The sequence below is a fragment of the Chitinolyticbacter albus genome (assembly GCF_024437655.1).
Classification (GTDB): domain Bacteria; phylum Pseudomonadota; class Gammaproteobacteria; order Burkholderiales; family Chitinibacteraceae; genus Chitinolyticbacter; species Chitinolyticbacter albus.
This window is the reverse complement of record NZ_JANBVF010000010.1, coordinates 147,126-163,330: the sequence shown is the minus strand read 5'-3', so window position 1 is coordinate 163,330 and position 16,205 is coordinate 147,126. Positions and strand designations below refer to the sequence as shown.

The 16,205-nt window shown below is 58.5% G+C and carries 10 protein-coding genes; all 10 read right to left on the bottom strand.

Annotated features, from left to right (window positions below; translation table 11 throughout):
• The 10 genes from NLI84_RS08475 to NLI84_RS19290 all read right to left on the bottom strand — a co-directional run bounded on the left by NLI84_RS08475 (nt 1) and on the right by NLI84_RS19290 (nt 16,142).
• The gene (locus tag NLI84_RS08475) at nt 1–495 is read right to left on the bottom strand and encodes a type II secretion system protein (protein WP_255989571.1); all 495 of its coding nucleotides are present in this window, start codon (nt 493–495) and stop codon (nt 1–3) included.
• 3 nt (nt 496–498) lie between these two features.
• Entirely contained in the window at nt 499–2,850 is a 2,352-nt protein-coding gene (locus tag NLI84_RS08470) for a secretin GspD/PilQ domain-containing protein (RefSeq protein WP_255989569.1), read from the bottom strand.
• Nucleotides 2,847–3,335, bottom strand: coding sequence for a hypothetical protein (locus NLI84_RS08465; RefSeq protein ID WP_255989567.1), 489 nt, complete (start codon nt 3,333–3,335; stop codon nt 2,847–2,849). Before NLI84_RS08465 ends, NLI84_RS08470 begins: the two co-directional genes overlap by 4 nt.
• On the bottom strand, nt 3,332–3,871 hold the full coding sequence (locus tag NLI84_RS08460; protein WP_255989566.1) for a hypothetical protein: 540 nt from the start codon (nt 3,869–3,871) through the stop codon (nt 3,332–3,334). Before NLI84_RS08460 ends, NLI84_RS08465 begins: the two co-directional genes overlap by 4 nt.
• Nucleotides 3,872–3,879: 8 nt before the next feature.
• The gene (locus NLI84_RS08455; RefSeq protein WP_255989564.1) at nt 3,880–5,160 is read right to left on the bottom strand and encodes a hypothetical protein; all 1,281 of its coding nucleotides are present in this window, start codon (nt 5,158–5,160) and stop codon (nt 3,880–3,882) included.
• Entirely contained in the window at nt 5,147–6,826 is a 1,680-nt protein-coding gene (locus NLI84_RS08450; protein ID WP_255989563.1) for a GspE/PulE family protein, read from the bottom strand. Before NLI84_RS08450 ends, NLI84_RS08455 begins: the two co-directional genes overlap by 14 nt.
• Nucleotides 6,823–8,010: a type II secretion system F family protein gene (locus NLI84_RS08445; protein WP_255989561.1), complete on the bottom strand. Its 1,188-nt coding sequence runs from the start codon at nt 8,008–8,010 to the stop codon at nt 6,823–6,825. The genes NLI84_RS08450 and NLI84_RS08445 overlap by 4 nt, the downstream gene beginning before the upstream one ends.
• A gap of 146 nt (nt 8,011–8,156) precedes the next feature.
• The gene (locus NLI84_RS08440) at nt 8,157–12,005 is read right to left on the bottom strand and encodes a hypothetical protein (protein WP_255989560.1); all 3,849 of its coding nucleotides are present in this window, start codon (nt 12,003–12,005) and stop codon (nt 8,157–8,159) included.
• Nucleotides 12,006–12,222: 217 nt separating this feature from the next.
• A complete protein-coding gene (locus NLI84_RS08435; protein ID WP_255989559.1) occupies nt 12,223–13,833 on the bottom strand; it encodes a hypothetical protein in 1,611 nt (536 codons plus the stop codon).
• A gap of 20 nt (nt 13,834–13,853) precedes the next feature.
• Nucleotides 13,854–16,142, bottom strand: a complete 2,289-nt coding sequence (locus tag NLI84_RS19290) for a choice-of-anchor Z repeating domain-containing protein (protein ID WP_255989558.1) — start codon at nt 16,140–16,142, stop codon at nt 13,854–13,856.
• Nucleotides 16,143–16,205 lie beyond the last annotated feature (63 nt).

The following is a 16,205-nucleotide window of genomic DNA, read 5'->3' as shown; positions in this document are numbered from 1 at the left end:
TCACCACTCCTGATAGGGCACACCGTTGAGCCCAACTTTGTCCGACAATGAATACACATCGTAAACATCCTCACCTTCGCTGGGCGCGTCTGCTGGCGAGGCGTAGCTACGTCGCCCCCAGCTGTCAGCTGCCTCGATCGTTGGGTCGGAATAAAAAGGATCTCTCGGTAAACGACGCATGAAGTAAAGCTTGCGCTTGTCTGGACTACGAACGTCATCAACACCTACAACCAGATCTTCCAACGCTTTGGGATAACCGGACTCTCCCAAAGCCAATGCAATACGTCCCTGTTCGGCAGCACGCTTGTACGCATCGATTCCGCTGCGTATTTCCTGTAATGCTAAACGCAACTCACTCTCCTTAGCCCTCTGACTGGCCAGTTGCGCGACAGGAATCGCGACCAACGCCAACACCGCCATGATGGCCAGCGTGACCATCAGCTCAATGAAGGTAAAGCCATGTATTCTGACTCGCCAAGTCGTGAGGTTGTCCACCGTCTAGTTCCCAATTTTCATGGCATGGACAATCGGTAGCGGCAACGCCTGCGCCGGCACGGGCTCCGGACTGATGGACATGACATTCACCTTGGTAAGTCCAGCCTTCAACGATTTGAACGTGAATGTAGCCAGCGAACCACTCCCATTCACTCCCGCCGGACCATGCCTGACATTTGACACAAAGACCTTGCCTTGTACTGGATCGGTACGCTGGTTAAATACCGTTCCTCCCGCCTGTTGTTTGAGGAAATCCCCCTCCTGCACCGAAATCAACTGCACATAGGCCGGGTCGTACGAGACCAACATTGGCACCCCCTGCAAGGGCTCGTTGCTGTTGATACGTACCACGAGACTGAACTGCTCTCCAGATCCAACCTCTGCAGGCCCACCCCATGCCAAGCTCAACCCGCCGGCTTGAGCTGTTCCAACCGCGATGGACTCGCTCGCCGAGCCCCCAGCCAACGCACCATTCTTGACTGGTACCTTGCCAACGGCAGCCCCAGGGATAGTCACCTTGGCTGTAGCCTGCTTTTCTACGGTACCAGCTGGTGAAGTTTTGTCTTCCTGGGCTGGAACCAGGCGCAGAGGCTTTGCGCCGACCGAGACCTCGGTACCAGAATCAAACTCGGTATTAGCCAAGTCCGGACGACGTATGCTACGTATCACCCGGGGCGTGATCGACAGCATGATCTCGCTGCGTTTGGTATCGTCTTTCTGGCTACCAAACAGGCGCCCCAAAACGGGAAACTCTCCTAAACCAGGTACACGGTTGCCGGTACTGCGATCCTCGTCGCTGATCAAGCCAGCCAGGACCTGCGTTTCCCCATCCTTTAGCCTCAGCACGGTCGAGGCATTGCGTGTACCGATCTGGTACGCAATCGATTTCGCGGAGCCGATAACCTCGCGAATGATATTCGAGACTTCCAGATTCACTCGGATAGCGACATCCTCGTCCAGATAGATATTCGGTTCCACCTCCAGTTTGAGACCCACATCAAGATAGCTAACCGACTCGGATGCAAAACCTGAAGTCCCGTTCTGATTGGTGGTAAAAACCGGAACCCGGTCGCCGATCATGATTTTGGCTTTTTCCTTGTTCCGTACTCGGATGCGTGGATTGGCGAGGATATTGCTATCCTGATCTTCCTTGCGTGCATTGATCGTGGTATTTCCGAGACCAACTGCAATCTTGTCCTTGTTCAAGTTGAGCAGGTCGTTCAGCGTAAAGGCGGCCCCCTCAGCGACCAGTGGCGATAAGCTGAGCTGTTCCGGCCAGCGGACGCCCAGTTCCATCAAGCGTGAGCGCTGTACCTCTAATACCTCTACTTCCAGCATCACTTCTGGGTCAGCCACATCTTGCAAGGCAACGAGTCGCTCCGCCATACGGATCACATCCGGTGAATCGCGAACGATCAGAATGCCCAGGCGCTCGTCAGCCACCATGTCCTTGACTTTGAGTATGGTCTTGAGGGTATTGGCAACCGCCTTGATATCAGCATTCGCCACAAAAAACGAACGTACCGACAACGATTGATAATCCTTCGTTTTTTGCGGCGTATTTGGATAAATGAGTATGGAGTCCGCACCAAGTACTTTCTGCTCAAGCTGATTTGTCACCAACATCAGACGAACTGCATCCTCTATCGAGGTATTCTTGGCCAGAATGGTAACCTTGAGATCTGGCCGTATCTCCTTGTCAAAAAAGAAGTTGAGCCCCGAAACTTTGGAAATGACGTCAAAAACAGACTTGAATGGCGCATCTCTAAACTCAAGCGTAATTGGCTTCTTGTACTTGGCAGAAAGCGCCAGCTCGGCCAATTCACCGCCCTTTTGCGCACTGGCAAGCCGCTCTTTGAGTTGCAATGCCTCTTTCTGTTGCGGATTCTCAGCCAACACGGACCGCAACATCTCCCCGGCCTGCTCCAGTACTGCAGGGTCGCTGGTGCCTATCATTGCGTCCACCTCTACCAATACCTGCCTGTGCTTGCGCTCCTGATAGATTGCCTCTAGCCCTTGCTTGGCGACGACGTTATCCGGATCGATAGCCAGCGCCTGGCGGTACCCCTTCTCCGCGTCGGTGATATTGCCATTGCGTCTCGCCAGATCGGCGGGTCGTAAAGTCTGGTTTATCAGCAAGTTCCGCTGCGACAACAACGCTATCCTGTACTCTGCATTACCGGGATCCAGTCTGGATGCCTCCTCCAACTTTGCCAGCGACTCCTGCTGCTTGCCTTGTGCCGAAAGCTCCTTGGCATCGCGAAACTCCCGATAACCAGCACATCCGCTCAATACCAGGACAAGAACAATCCAAGCGATCCGGCGAAAAAATCCCGTGTAGATACAGCTCCTCAATTCTGTTCTCCGACCACCAGGGTCTGTTGGATATCAAGTGGCAGATAGTTAAATTTCAAGACACCTCCCTCGAGCGACACCAGCTTGTACGTATCGTCAATCACGTCTCCAATACTCGCAACGACGTTCCGTTCCCCGTACTGCAGGAAAAAGGATTCGCGCTCATCATCCACATATCGCCCCAGCAACTTGAACGGTAAAACAGGTGCGGAGGGCGAAGCCGGTACTGCGGCCGCAGATGGGGCCGGTGTGGTCTCTTTCCGCCAAGCGGCTACTTGGAATGGATTTTCACCGCCCGCAGGTTCACGCCGATCCTGCCGCAGTAGCTGCGATTGCTTTTGCATCGGCAGCGGAGTGGGCGATGTCAGGCTAGCGTGGCGAATGATCGCCTGCGCAGGCACCACCTCTTCAGCGTGACCAGCCCACCAGGTCAATGCCGACGACACGATTAGGGCAAATACCAATCCAATCTGACGCACCTTCACCGCGGAGCCTCTATTTGCAATAACAGCTGCAACTGCAATTCGGCTTCCAGTTGATCGGCATCAATGCTGTTACGTTTCAGGTGGATCGACTCGACGGTCAACGTGGGAATGGCATGCAATGCCTCCGCAACAAAGCCGGAAATCGCGTCATAGCTGCCAACAACTGGCAACTGCAATCGATAGCGTTGCACACCGGCTTGAGGATCTAACTGGAGCAGGTATTCACCTGCGGACAACTGCAGTGAGTGACGTGCAGCAAGTACAAACAAACGGTCCAGCAAGATCGGCAAGCCTTCACGCTTAGGTAGCGAGGCATAGAACATTGGCAAATCATCGATAGGCGACTGGATTGGCCGCACCTCATCGGTACGAGCTGGCTTGGTTTTCAGTGCTATCAGGATGTCCTTCGCTTCTTGCCTTTGCTGTTCAGCGAGCTCAAGCATGTATGAACCGAGCAGGGCCACCACTACGCCCAATGTCCCCACCCAGCCCAACCAAACCCAAGTGCGCCACATCCCCCAGCGCAGCCATAACATCCATCGTCTTAATGCCATACGGCCTCCAGCTCGAAATCGAACTGCGGTGCCGTGGTCTTGGCAATCTCATGCTTGAGCAACAGCACCCGATCCAACCGCGGATGACGTAGCAGCTGAGCGTAGTATCCAGTCATCGCTGCAGCATCGCTGGATGACACCATCAGCTTTACTCTGGCACCGTCAGCGCTTTGCCTGAGCTGTATATCGCGTAACGCAATCTGGTCGGATGCCGGCGCCAGCGCCGACATCAATGCCGGATAGGGCAGATTCAGTTGCAAAATCAGCCGGTTCACGGCCTCCACTTTCTGCTGCAGCCGTTTTTGTTCAGACTCATTCAACACAGACTTACGGATCAAACGCGGCTCGGCGCGCGCAAGTGCCACCTGTGCCTTAGCCAGTTCTGCGTGGGCCTGCCATAGGCTCCAACCAGATATCAGCGACAGCAGCACACCCACTGCCAGCGCACCGAATCGGATCTTGTCATTGCGCGAGACCGGGGCAAACTCTGGCCACTCGTTGGCTCCGATGGCCGGCAGTGCAAGCTGGGCATATGCATCAGGCCAATGCAATCGCTTGCCTGGCAATTCGCGCTGCATCGAGCCTTCGCTGATCAAGGACAGCACATGCAGCGGCATGGGCTTCAAGCCCCTGACCTGTGAACGGTGCCACAGCAAGGACACCACCTCAGCCCAGTCTTCGTGCCAGGATTGCCCTGCGACGTAGCGCAACCGTCCACCATCGCAGACAAACAGCGAGACCACCCCTTCCTCAATCACTGCATAGCCATAACATGAATCTGCGACCTGTCGCTGAACCACGTACCATGTATCTACGGCAAGGGCGCGCAAACCGCGGAGGCGCTTACCATGCCGCACCAGCACCCGGTTCAGACAAGCAAAGAGGTCACGATCAAGGCAGACCGCTGCTGCCGGCTTTCCATAGCCATGGCTGGCCACTTCACATAGGGCACTAGCAGCACGCTGATCGCCCCATAAATCCAATAAACGAAAACGGCATTGCGCTTGTGCCCCGTCTGGGCCAACCAGCGCGCCGCTCCATGGCAGACTGAACCACTGCGCCAGATTGGCAGCGAGCAACACCCGCACATCGCGCGCCTGCAGCGATGCCAGCACTTGCTCCAGTGTTGACTCCAGTTCATCGATCGCCTGCGCGGATAGCGGCTGAAGCTGACTTGCAAACACGAGCTCCTGTTCCTCGCCTGCCGGGTCAGTATCGAGCCAGCGCAGGCCCGTGCCATGCAGGTAGATCCGCGCTTCAGCCGATGACACGCATCACCTCCTGCAAAGTGGTCTCACCTCGCGAGACCCATTCCAGAGCCTGCAAGCGCAATGGCCGCATTCCGGACTGCCGCGCCTCTTCCTTCAACCGCGCGACGGACACCTTGGACGCAATCAGCTCACGCAGCACATCGTTCATCACCAATACCTCAACCACTGCACGCCGCCCCTTGTAACCGGTGCCGCGGCATACACCGCACCCTTGCCCCGCCCTGAAGCGCCAGGTGCGCAAGTCCAGTTGATTCAAACCCAGGCCATGCAACAGTTCCTGTTCTGGCTCCACGTCAATCGCACAGTGGGCGCAGCTCATGCGCAGCAGACGCTGGGCCACGATACCGTTCAATGCCGCCGCGAAACTGTAGGGATCGACACCCATATGCATAAAGCGTCCGAGCACGTCGAATACATTGTTCGCATGTACGGAAGTGAATACGAGATGGCCAGTCAAGGCCGACTGCACTGCGATCTGAGCCGTTTCCTCATCCCGAATTTCGCCGACCATGATCTTGTCCGGGTCGTGACGCAGAATGGAGCGCAGGCCCTTGGCAAACGTAAGCCCCTTCTTCTCGTTCACCGGAATTTGCAACACCCTAGGCAAGCGATATTCCACCGGATCCTCGATCGTGATGATCTTGTCCTGTCCGGTATGCACTTCGGTCAAGGTGGCATATAAGGTGGTGGTTTTGCCGCTGCCGGTCGGGCCGGTTACCAGCAGCATGCCGTTGGGCTTGCTCGCCAGGAGCCGGACCTGGCTGATTGAGGTTTCGTCGAGCCCCAGACTGTCGAGTCGTAGCGCCTGTGACGCTTCGGTCAGCGCCTGCCGGTCCAGCAAGCGCAGCACCGCGTCCTCACCAAAGATGTTGGGCATTACCGAAACGCGAAAATCGACCTCCCGCCCCTTCACCCTGACCTTGAACCGGCCGTCCTGCGGAATGCGTCGCTCGGCGATATCGAGCTCAGCCATGACCTTGACCCGAGAAACGACCTGCTCAGCCAAATCCTGGCCATTGACCTGACCTACCTGCACGATCACGCCATCTATCCGGTACTTGATGTACAAGCAACCCGCATCACACTCCAAATGGATATCGCTGGCCTGCAGCTTAAGTGCGTCGTAGAGCGTGGAGTTGACAAGTCTCACCACCTGGCTTTCATCATCATTGATGCGAGCTAGCGTGATGTCTTCGATCTGCTCATCACCGCTGGTACCGCCATCCTGCTCATGCGATAGCCCGTGCATCGCCCTGAGCTGCTCCTCCTGTCTGGCCAGGAAGGCCACGATGTCGTCCCGATGCGCCAGCGCAGAGCGATGTGGCCTGGCGATACGGCAAGCCAGCCAGGACTCAAGCTCGGTATCAAAAGGGTCAGCGAAGACCAGCCAGAGCTGCCCTTCGGCGTCCGTACCGCAAGCCAGGCCTCGCTGAATACATTCGGGATAGGAAAGCACGTCGAATTCGGCGCTCAGCGCCGACAATGCCGGCATCGGCTTTACTGGATAGCGAAACAGGCTGCCCAGCCCCTCAACGAACAAATCCGGTGCAACACCGCTCAGGTCCTCCAGTACCGCGATCAGTGGGCACCCTTGGGCCAAGGCTTGCGAGCGCGCCTCTGCAATCCGAGCCTGACTCAGCCAGTTAACGAGTTCCGGGCTACTCATTTCAAGTTCCCGGCCAAGTCTAGAATGGGCACGTAAAGCAATATCACGACCGTGCCGATCACCAAGCCGATCAATGCCATCAACACGGGCTCTAGCAGCCGCGAAATCCAATCGAGCCAGCGCGAAAAATCGTCATCGTAAAATCGGGCGACGCGCTCAAGCATGTCGGCCAATCGTCCGGTCTGCTCGCCCACCTTGATCAGCGATTCGTCTATAGGCCCAGCCAGTTGGTGAAATTGCAACACGTCGGAGAAAGACTTACCGGATTCCAGCTCGCGGCGGGCCCGCGAGAGTCGCGTCTGCTGCTGCTGCGACAACAGGCCCGACAACATTGAGAGTGCCCGTGGCAGAGGTATCCCTGCCTGTAACAGCAAGCCACAGGCCCGATAGAACCTGGCCATGCGAAACTCATCACTTTTGCGCGCTAGCCACGGCAACGCGAGCAGGCGCTCAAGCAACCGCTGACGCCAGACCGGATGCACCACGATGTATGCCAGCAACGAGCAACTCGCCACCGTGGCAAGGGCCGCCTGCCACCAATATTGGTTGAGCAAGCGTCCGAACCCCAGCAACGCCATGGACAAAACCGAAACGTCGCGACCGGTCGCATCGTAGACCGCACTGAAGCGTGGCACCACGTAGCCCAGCAGGAACAGGGCGATGAAGCCGCCGACCAGCATCAGCATCACCGGATAGATCGATGCCGCGATGAGCTTCTTGCGTATGGCGTCGAACTGCAGTTGATAACCGATGTAACGCGCCAGGACTTCCTGCAGGTTGCCCGTGCGCTCGGCGGCGCGTACGGTCGCGACGTACAGCTCCGGAAAATGTTCGGGATAGCGCGCCAGCACGTCGGAAAAGTTGCTGCCCTGTTGCAGACCGCGAACGATAGCCTCCAACAGGGTGCGTGCGACCGGCGAGCGCTCCTTGCGTAACAGGGTTGCCAACGCCTCGGTCAGAACGAGACCTGCTTCCAGCAACGCAAGCAGCTCCTGGCTGAACAAGGGCAGGGAAAAACGCCTGCCAGTAGCCGGGATGCGCGCAGCGGAAGGGCGATCAAAACCGACCACGGTCACACCCAGCGCAGCAGCCTTGCGCACTGCCTCCCCTTCGCTGGCAGCGTCTACCGCAATGCTATGCACCTTGCCCTCCAGCGTCTGTACACGCAAGGAATAGCTCACCATCGCCATCCCCAGCTTGCAAGCGCCAGACCAACGCCTTGCCGCGCCCCCAACCACTTTCTCACTGCAACTCCCTGATACTGCTTTACTTTGTTTTGTAACAGCGATTTTATCTTAGCTAAGTGCCGCCGTGTTGCGGTGATCGAAACTTATTGCGCAGTCACCACCACGGCCCAGCGGAAGCCCACACTCACTTGCAGCAACACATCCTTCAACGAATACGGCGCACGGACCGTAATCGTATCCGCCGAGCGCGCACTCTCCTGGCTACGTACCGCACCAAACTGCGACACACCGTCCACCACGGTGAATCCACCAGGAACCTGGCTCAACTGCGCCCGGATCGCGGCCGCATCATGACCGGTATTGGTCAACTCCACCGACAACACCGCCTCCCAATACCCCCCGCCCACCTGTTTCTCGCTAACCAGCGCCAGATCACACAGATTGATGTTCGGATTATTGCTGCTGCCAGACCAATCGGTATCATCCATGTTGACGAGGCTGACCTTAGTACCGCTGATCCCCATGTACTGCCCATCCAGCGAGATCGCCTGCCCTGCCGTCACCGTGTAGGCCTGATTGCCATCCCGCACACAATCGTTGCGACCGCGGATAGTCACTATCTGGTCTGCTGCCCAGTTTTGCGGGGTGAACACCAGTTGAGCAGGCTGAGTGTAGGCCTCGCGTGAATTGTTCACGATCAGTGGCACAACCACATCCTGGGCCGGCTTATTGCCCAACTTGACCTTGATCGTGGTACTACCGCCGGCTTCATTGGTCACCCCCCCTTGCCCGGACGTCACCAGAATCCGGCCGGAGCGGACCGCAGGCGCGATCACCACCGCACCGGGCGCGTAGGCTCTGCCCACGCCACGCGCATCATAGATCACCGCATACACGTAATAGGTGCCAGGGGCGAGCTCAGTCACGTTCCATAGGTAGCTGGCAGCCACACTCCCGGCAGATTGCTTAATCCCGTCGATGATCTGAGTGCCAGAGTAACCGGTTTGTGTATTGCTGTAATACAACGCCACCGTGGCATCCAGACTGGGGTTGACCCCTCGCCAGGTAATCGACACCCACTTGGGGCTGTTCCCGCCATTCCAGATCGGCTCCAACGGCGTAGCCGGCGTGATCACTTGTATGGTTGGATCCTGATACGGTACCGAACTCACATACAGCTGTGCAGCAGCGCTCCAGGCACTAGCCGCACCCTGCGCATCCACAGCCCGAGCCCGCCACCAGAACGTTGCCCTATCCTTCAAGGCGCTGCTGCTGACCCAGGCCGCGCTGTTGGCGCTGCCTTCCACCACCAGCTGGTTCAGCCCCTGATCGGCGAATACCTGGAACTGATAAGTCACCGTATCGCCTTCCGGATCTTCCACCGGATGAAGCTCCAGGCTCGGATGTACCGTGCCCACCCAGGCACCGTCTCCCGGATTATTGATCGCGGGCGACGGCGGTGCTTCGTTGACGGCATTCATCAAGAAATCAGCCACCGCCCAAGCCGATTCGGCCCGCCCATCCTGCGCCTGCACCCGCCAGTAATAGCGCTGGTTTTCCCGCAGATTGTCGACAGCCCAGGCCGTGCTGTCACCCAGCGACTGGATCACCTGCCCGGAGCTGCGCTTGTTACCGGAATCGAAGGTATTGACCGTATCCAGCTCAAATACATAGGTGATCAGGTCGCCATCCGCATCGCTGCTGTTGCTAATCGTCAATGCCACCGGGCTGCTCTCCGCCTGGCTACCCGGCAGTGGGTTCAGCACGCTGGGGGCCGTCGGTGCCGCGTTGCCGGTGTCGACCACGAAGGAGCGCGCCGGACTGGCCGTCTGGGCGCCGAGCGCATCCCGAGCCATGACCCGCCAGTAATACTTGGCATGGTTGGTCAACGCCAGCGGTACCAACCAACTGCTGCTACCGCCTTCTGCCGGCGACAGCTCGGCTGCGCTGGTCACCACCTGGCTCAGCGCAGCGTCCTTGTAGACGGCAATGCTGTAAGTGATGGCATCCCCATCCTTGTCGAGGGCATGGGTCCAGCTCAGCGTCGGCTGCACTTCCGCCACCTCGGCGTTAGGCGCCGGACTGGTGAGGTTGAAACCTTCCGGCGCATCGTTGAACTGATTGATGAAGAATTGCCCCTGCACCCAGGCGCTATAGAGCTCACTGCCATCGTGCGCCCGAGCACGCCACCAATAGTGCGTATTGTCATTCAGCGCCTCAGTCAGCGTCAGCGCGACGGGTGCGTCACCCACCTTGCTGGCTGCGCCCACCGCCACCTGCTGCGTCATCGCCGCATCGGCGTAGACCTCGAATTCGACACGGGTGGTCGGATCACGCTCGTGCCGGCCCGGCTGCACGCTCAGCGCCGGTTTGAGTTGCGTCACATGCGCACCGGCCAACGGCGCAAGCAGCTGCGGCGTGCCAGGGCCCGGCGGCGGATCATCCGCTTCCACCGTGATCAGCGCACTACGGGTCGCGCTGAGCTTGCCATCGGTCGCCGTGTATACCACCAGATAGCTGCCGGCCTGGCCCTTGGCCGGGGTCCAGTCGAACAGGCTGCGTGCCAGCCCGCCCTGCGCGGCCTGCGCGCTGAAGCCAGCCCCGGCCGGCAGCGGCGCGGCCCCCAGTTGCACGGGTTTGCCATCCGGGCTGGAGCCCTCCACCAGGAAGGAAACCTGCTGCCCTTCCTTAACGGTTCGATCCGGAATGAATTGCAGCAGCGGCGGCCGGTCCGCCACGGGCGGGGCCTGGAATTCAGCGGCATACTGGCCGTTGCTGTTCACGTCAAACAGGTTGAACCAGTACTGCCATTGCTTGGTATCCGGATTGCGACTGCGCGACAGCCAGACGTTTTCGGCGGAAAGCACCTTGCCATCGGCACGAACCAGCCGACCCAGCGCCTTCTGCCCCTGGAACGGATCGGGCAGGCGCGCATAGACGAACCCCGCGATTGGCGGCACGCTCAGCTTGTAATTGGCGGTGCTGCCGCCGGCCACCGCCTGCAGCTGGGCCTGGGCCGAAAAATCGGTGACCTCGGTATCGGTGCTGTCCGATTCGTACACCCGGATCACATCCCCATCCTGCGCCAGGAAGTCGCGCACGTAATCGCGCCCCGGCAAATCGACCCGCACATCGCGGATTAGGGTGTGGGTATTGGTCGCCTGCAACAGCGAAGTCAGTGCCCCGCCCAGCTCGTCGGCATGGGTGAAGCGCGCGGTGAACTCGGTAAAGCGGCCGGCCAGACTGGTTTCCATGATCCAGCGGCCCATCTTGGCCGTGTCGGCCGCGATGTCGCCAAAATTGATCAGCAGCGAGTTCTGCGCCGGCGCGTCGTTCACGTAGCTGCCAGTAAGCTGGAAGTTGATCGCCAGCCCCTGTTTGTTCTCGATGATCTTGGGTTGAGCCGAATCGATCTTCAGGTTTTTGGCGGCGGCCACGCCGGTGTTGCGGACCCGCACGCCGAGCGTGAACGGCACGACAGGTTCGATCTCGCTGGTCATCGGATCATCGCCTTCCACATCCCGTGGCAGGAAGTAATCCAGTGTCAACGAGGGCAGTGGTTTCACCGTGATCACGTCCGGCGAGATCTCCAGCACCGTGTTCTCCCCGCCATAGCGATAGCGCAAGGTGGCACCGACCAGGTATTTCTTGCCGCTTGGCGCGGTACCGGCCGAGCCCGGCGCCGGAATGATCAGCCAGTTGATGATGGCCGTGGTCTTGGGGTTGACCGTGCCGGTGCCATCCACGTCCGAAATCTGCTGTTTGCTGGAGAGTCGGACGAAGAACTTGGCCGACAGATCGTTCGGGTTGCTGGTGATGGATATCGGAGTGCCATCCTCGTCGGTGACCTTGACCACGACCTCGACGTTCTCGATCACACCACTGTCGGTGGTGTTGTTGATCTTCATCTCAGCGTCGAACGCCTGCCGCTCCAGCGTCAGCTCCTGCTTGATCTCGATCTTGACCTTGGCGCAGACGGTGTCTTCGGCCATCGCTACAGCAGGCAAGGTCGCAACACCCAACATCATCAGTGTGGGTAGTGCCGTGCGCAGCAAAACCGTCAAGTTCAGCGGGACAGTCAATCGGGACAGCAAGGTTGTGGCCACAAAACGGGTCATGGAGAGCTACCGTGTTATTGGTGTTTTTTACAAGGGGGCGCGGCAAGGCATGAGAACTGATCAGTTGCCCAGCGCTAGGGCTGCCGGTCTATCAACCCAGCACATTGCTTACCGCTTCCAGCGCCACATCAAACTCCTTGCCGGAAACCGTAATCAAACGTGCGCGCTGTGACTGATCCAACCCTGCAATCAATTTCACCTGCACGACCCGTTCGTTATTGGCAAACCGGGAAAGCGCCTCGCCTGCAGCAACCGTCAGCGTATACGTTGTCGATGCGGTCAAAACACTGGAGCCTGGTGGCAACGCCACTTGAACGCTGGTCGAGCCGTTTTGCACGGTTCCGGTGATGGGCGCGCTTTTCACAATGATTTTGTCGCCAAAGGAAGGCACCACCATCAATTCCACGATATTCGACAGCGGAATCCCGCTGGTTGCAAATGCAACGGTCACCGGATTGGTGATATCGCCCGGCAGGATCATATCGACGCTGCCAGTGGGTTTGGCAGGCGCATTGGCGCCAGCGACGCTGACGATCTGCAGGCTAGGCAAGGCTTGCGGCAAAGCCGGCGCCGGCTCCACGCTGGTCACGGCCGACGGCGTAGCCGTACCGGTAAACGCAAGCGCCTGCGATTCAAGGCGGATACGGCCGTGAGATCCGGCCGACCCTCTTCCTACAGTACCCATGTCGGGCAAATAGGCAGTACTGTGACTGATGGAATAGGGAGTACTACGACACGTTGCTCCCGAGGTGCATACATTCCCGCCGCCCCCTTTCGCAGCAAGCTCGCCGGCTCCGGTAATCTGGCTGGCGACGACGCGAATCGCGCCGCCTGCGCCGCCGCCGCCCCAACCACCGATATAGGTGGCGTTGCTGCCGATATTGGCGCCGGCGATATCGCCACCGGCGCCGCCGTTGGCCAGCACCTTGCCATTGATCGTCACCTTGCCGCTTGCGGCGATCAGCAAGGCGCCGCCGCCGCCGCCGCCGCCGGAGCCGACAATGTTGTTACCACCAGCGCCACCGCCGCCGCCCGAGCCGCCGAGCAATACCCGCAGCCACGACGAACCGTATACCTTGCCGATCGCTGCGTTGAAGTAACGGAGGCTTAAACCCATATTAGGCACATGGCTAAAATTGGGGAGCATCGCGGGCGCGGCGTAGCTACCTCCTGCACCTCCAGCTGGCCCCATGTAATCAGGCGAGGAGTCAGGTGTCCACCACGCCTTGCCGCCGCCGCCGCCGCCGGGACCTTGGCCGGCGCCGCCATACATCGGGACATAGCTGGTTTCAACGCCGGTCCAATCGTGCGCACGAATTAAGGCACCCGCCACACGCCCGCCGCGGCCGCCGTCAAAGCCACCGGGGCCGCCCAGGCCGGGCAAACCGTCGGTAGTGAAATCCGGATACTGGGTATCCGCGCCAACCTTGTAGGCCTTGTCGCCGCTCACGTCGATCACGCCATCGATACTCACATCGCCGGAAGCCAGAATCTGCACGGGGGTATTGAGCGTGTTGCGTTTGAACTTTACCGTCACACCGGCCGGAATATTGATCGTGGTGTAATTCAGAATGCCGCTTTCCGGCAACTGCAGCGTGATATTGGAAGTCGGGTTGAATGCGCCATCAGCGCCCGAGCTGCCGCTATCAAAAGCCTGGGCCAGCGCCGGCAGCAAAGCCAAACAAATCAGGTGGTATTTCATTTTTTATCTCACAATCAATATCAAGGAACAATAAGCAGCCGATCTGCACCGTTTTTCGCGGGAATCACGCCGGTGGGCGTCGCCAAGGTAAAGCGCCGCCCACCCAATGTGGCATCGGCTGCAACGCTGAACGATATCCGCACCGATCGACCATCTTGTGCGGGGGCATATCCCGTAATCACAATTCCCTGCGCTGGCGATACGCTCACTTGATTGACACCATCAAGATTTGCGCCATACACGATCAATTCGGCAATCTGCCCACGAGCCAGGCTGGTAGGCCCCAAACTCGAAAGAATCGACCCAACGACAACATCCATGGGCTGCGACACGATTTCGCCCAGCGGCGAAGCGCCTTCATCCGGATTGCCAACGCGAATCCAAAGCGATGGCGAGACAATGACGTAACGCGGATCTTCCTCACGCGCACCAGGCGCGTCGACAAAGATGCCGAGACTTGGCGAGGCGGTGGTGTTCACGATATCCGAGCGGCCGATGTACTCGCCACCGGGGATATAAATACCCAGGGGATAGGTATGCGTCGTTGAGAGCGCATCATATTCGGCACTGACATAAACCGGAATTGAAACCGTACCTGCCATAGGCGACGTGGCGGTGATTTCGGTATAGCCCTCAGCCAGCCCTTTTAGCTTGACCGGCACACTCACCTGCCCAGGCACGATAGTCACGGAGCTTGCGGCCAGCGACACAATCGCCGGATTCGCAACACTGAAACTAAACGTGTGCGCCGCCGTTTCGACGTGCGATAACGAAAGCGTAAATTGCCGATCCGCGCCGCCAATAGGCAGCACCAGCGCCGAAGGCTCAACAGATGCCGAGAGCGGAACATCGACCACTGCACTGAGCGATGCCGTGGTATATCCATTCTGATTCGCGGATATGGTCGCCGTACCGCCGCCCACCGCCGTTAATTGCACGGTTTTTTCGTTCGAGCCCGCGGGAAACAGAACCGTAGCCGGCACCGATACCACCGCAGGATTGCTGCTCGTCAGTTTGATAACCGTATCCTCAACAGCCGGGTAGGACAAACGCAATTGGGTGACCTTGCTTTCACCATTGGCAATCAACACATTGGCATCCTGAAACAAGAGCGATTGTGCATCAACAGCCAGCTGAAGCGGATCAGTGTATGCGTAGCCACCTGATGTATCGGCATCCGGGTTGCGTACCCGCAAAGCCAAACCACCTGTTTTGGTCTGATTTGGCACCGTTACCCGTATCCGACTCGAGTCAACCAGTTGCGTGGGTATTTCCTTGTCATCGAGCAATGCCCGGGACTCGGGGCCAAAGGTATCGCCACCCAATTCCACCGAAACCGCGCCCTGCCCGACCACGACACGGTTAGGCGACATCGCCGTCAGCCTTCCCTTTCTTGGCACGATGGTCAGTGCGTTTGCCAGCCTAGCCTCACCGGCATCGGACAGGGTCGTGATTGCCACTGGGCCAAGCGGCGCATCCATTGCGGCGCTGACTTCAAAGCGACCGCCAACATCGCCATTGATCGATGTGATTTTCGCCGTCAGCCCGGATGCTTCCGGGCGGACACTTGCCAAGCCAGCAAGACGAGAGCCGGCAAATTCATATACAGCGGAACGCCCGCGCTCGAGCACAGGCCCGGTTACCGATGCGATCGAGGGCGACACGCCCACAGACAACACGCCAGATTGGACCAGAAAAGGAATTCCTTTCACGCCCCAGGTAACCGTGCCCTTGATATCCGCTGCAGGGACCAAAATTGCGTTCAGGTCATTCTCGAGCGCTGAGTTGCCTGCGCCAAAGAGCGACGAGCTTGCGTCAATCTGTATGGCCGCCCCTTGGTGCCCCTTGATAGTCACATGATTGACTTCAAGCGATGCCGCGCTGACCGAAATCCCTTTGCCGTACTCAATATCCACGTAATCCAAGCGACTGAGCACAGTGGCATTTCGGAATATCCAGCCACCCCACTCGCCCTTGGCTGGCAGCTGGCCCGACCTGCTCGCGAGCGCGGTCACCTTGATCGGATTTTGTTGCGTACCAAGCGCCTTGATCGAGCCACCGTCAACGACAATACGCGCGCCGGGGCTCATATAGATCAACGCCCCAGGTTCGATGGTCAACGTCACGCCCGATGGCACCAGCACATCGGCGCTCAACACATAGGGGCCATCGCCCGCCTGCCAAGTAGCGTTTTGTGAGATCGAACCGCTGATTTGCGTGTCGGCTTGAGCCACACCCCAAAACAGCAATGCAATAACAATGGGGAACCATGGCATTTTGACGCCAGCCCGTTTGATGAATGTGTTCACGGATTAAGTGCAACAGTAGATAAATTGTAAAGTAACTTCATGCGTTTTTATGCAACCAATCCT

What these genes read in the sequence shown, in the direction of transcription:
- NLI84_RS08460 (WP_255989566.1), bottom strand. Translation starts at nt 3,871, where the DNA reads ATGTTATGGCTGCGCTGGGGGATGTGGCGCACTTGGGTTTGGTTGGGC.
- NLI84_RS08450 (WP_255989563.1), bottom strand. Translation starts at nt 6,826, where the DNA reads ATGAGTAGCCCGGAACTCGTTAACTGGCTGAGTCAGGCTCGGATTGCA.
- NLI84_RS08445 (WP_255989561.1), bottom strand. Translation starts at nt 8,010, where the DNA reads ATGGTGAGCTATTCCTTGCGTGTACAGACGCTGGAGGGCAAGGTGCAT.
- NLI84_RS08440 (WP_255989560.1), bottom strand. Translation starts at nt 12,005, where the DNA reads ATGGCCGAAGACACCGTCTGCGCCAAGGTCAAGATCGAGATCAAGCAG.
- NLI84_RS08435 (WP_255989559.1), bottom strand. Translation starts at nt 13,833, where the DNA reads ATGAAATACCACCTGATTTGTTTGGCTTTGCTGCCGGCGCTGGCCCAG.